General features: G+C 24.3%; 2 protein-coding genes. One reads left to right on the forward strand and one right to left on the reverse strand.

Features of this window, described 5'->3' with window-relative positions; all coding sequences use genetic code 11:
- Positions 1-393, reverse strand: a 393-nt coding sequence (locus QZU75_RS12705; RefSeq protein WP_296884200.1) for a hypothetical protein, incomplete at its 3' end; no start/stop codon positions are given.
- 649 nt (positions 394-1,042) lie between these two features.
- Between QZU75_RS12705 and QZU75_RS12710 the strand changes: the two genes are divergently transcribed.
- Positions 1,043-1,939, forward strand: coding sequence for a hypothetical protein (locus QZU75_RS12710; RefSeq protein ID WP_296884201.1), 897 nt, complete (start codon positions 1,043-1,045; stop codon positions 1,937-1,939).
- Positions 1,940-2,097 lie beyond the last annotated feature (158 nt).

The raw sequence follows: 2,097 nt of genomic DNA on the forward strand, positions 1-2,097 counted from the left end.
ATAAGAAATTTGCTCAATACTTAACAATTTAACTATTAAATCCGCTAAAAAGTTACTAAACTTACAATTTTCATCAATAAAACTATCTAAATTAGTTGTGGCTGTAACATTACAACTCTCAATTTCTTTAACATATTTCTGAACATGAACATGATTTAAATTATTCAAACATATCTTCTTGGTTCCATTACAAACAAATTCCTCATCAAACAAATCATTTTCCTGATTAACATTAATTAAAATAATTTTATCATCATCACGAGCAATACTATCCAAAAAATAAAGTAAAACCATTGGAAAATCAAAATCAATAACACATTCACCATCACAAAAGAAAATTTTATATATCTCTTCAGTATTAAATAATACTGGAGAGGTTGTTTTTTGAGTCATAAATAAACATATCTCTCCAATTAATATATAACTTTTTTTAAATTACTTTATACTAGAAATACACTTTATAAAATATCCTAATTAGATACACACCAAACACATGATTAGATATAATAAATTAAAGTAACATCGACCAGATTAAAAATAAAACAAATGAAAATAAATGAAATTCAATAAACTATCAATTTAATGCATCATAAAATCAATAAAACAACACCAAAACAAATCAACGAAAAAATCAAATACAAAAAATCATCAAAAATCATCGAAATGAAATTTCAACTGTAAACACACAAAAATAAGAAAAAAACAACCACTCAAAATTAAAAAATCAGTACCAAATCGGACACAACCATATTTATTGTGGAATTTGGGTGTAAGCATGTGCTTGCATTCGATAAACATTATATAATACATAAAAGAAAAAATTAGTTATATAAATTATTTTATATCATTCATGTATTAAATTTTTTGAGGGTGATGGAATTGGATAATTTTTTTCAATGATAAGGATTAAATTTTTCTCTCTTATTTAAAAAAGTCGTTGTCTATAAAATAATAATTATAATTGCGTATATAATAATTAAGATTAGGAGTTTATAAAAATATGATGAAATTTAATTCAAAAGATATAATATTATGTTTTTTAATGATTTTTTCTGTTTTATTAGTTGCTGTTTCTGGTGTTTGTGCAAGTGATGTTAACGACACTATTGATATGAATACTGAAATGAGTAATATTAATGTCACTTCTTTGGATATGAGTCATCAGTCAGCAAATGCAACATCTGGTTCTTTTGATGAATTAAAAAGTAATATTGAAAGTCTTAATCCTGGAGATGTTTTAAACATACACAAGGATTACAGTTTAGATAATGACTCAAATATTGCTATTGCATCATGTATTGCCGTTAAAGCAGATAATGTTACAATTAACGGTAACGGACATTACATAAATGGAAATAATCACCCAGTATCATTTAAAATTACTGGCAATAATGTTAAAATTTTTGACTGGGGATTTTGTAACTGTCAGGGTTATGGTAAAACATTAAAAGTAAATATTGATGGAAATTCCCGTTCTATTAAGTATATGGATAATAAGAGTCCTGTTTATTGGTTAGGTGATAATGGAATAATGTCTGATTGTATTTTTTCAAAAAATAGTGGTGTAAATGGTGGTGCAGTTACTTGGATGGGAAATAATGGATGTATAAACCGTGTTATTTTTCAAAATAATAAAGCCAAAGGTGCAGGTGGTGCAATATATCTTAACGGTAAAAACAATAACCTTTGTAACTGTGTTTTTAGAAATTCCACTTCCCAATTATTTAATGAATCAGTATTTCTAGACAACACTGAATCATTTAATATTAGTAAAAATTATTGTGATGCTTTATTTTTAATTGATGGGTCACAGTTTAATATTGGTGTGGATAATTTGTGCAAAGTTTATTATTCACAATTTGCACAAAAAGAATTTAATATTGTTCCTATTATTTATTCATCATTAATAATGAAACAATTTATTTTGGACAATATTTAAATGAAACACATTCATATCAATTATCAATAATAAAAAACTTTAAAAAATATAATATGACATATGAAATGGATTATATTATTTCTGTTGATGATTTAAAAGATATCTTTTCAAGTTTAATGTCAAATTTTTATAAAATAAATCTAAAATATATTAAAACA

This window comes from uncultured Methanobrevibacter sp., from assembly GCF_902764455.1.
Lineage (GTDB): Archaea > Methanobacteriota > Methanobacteria > Methanobacteriales > Methanobacteriaceae > Methanocatella.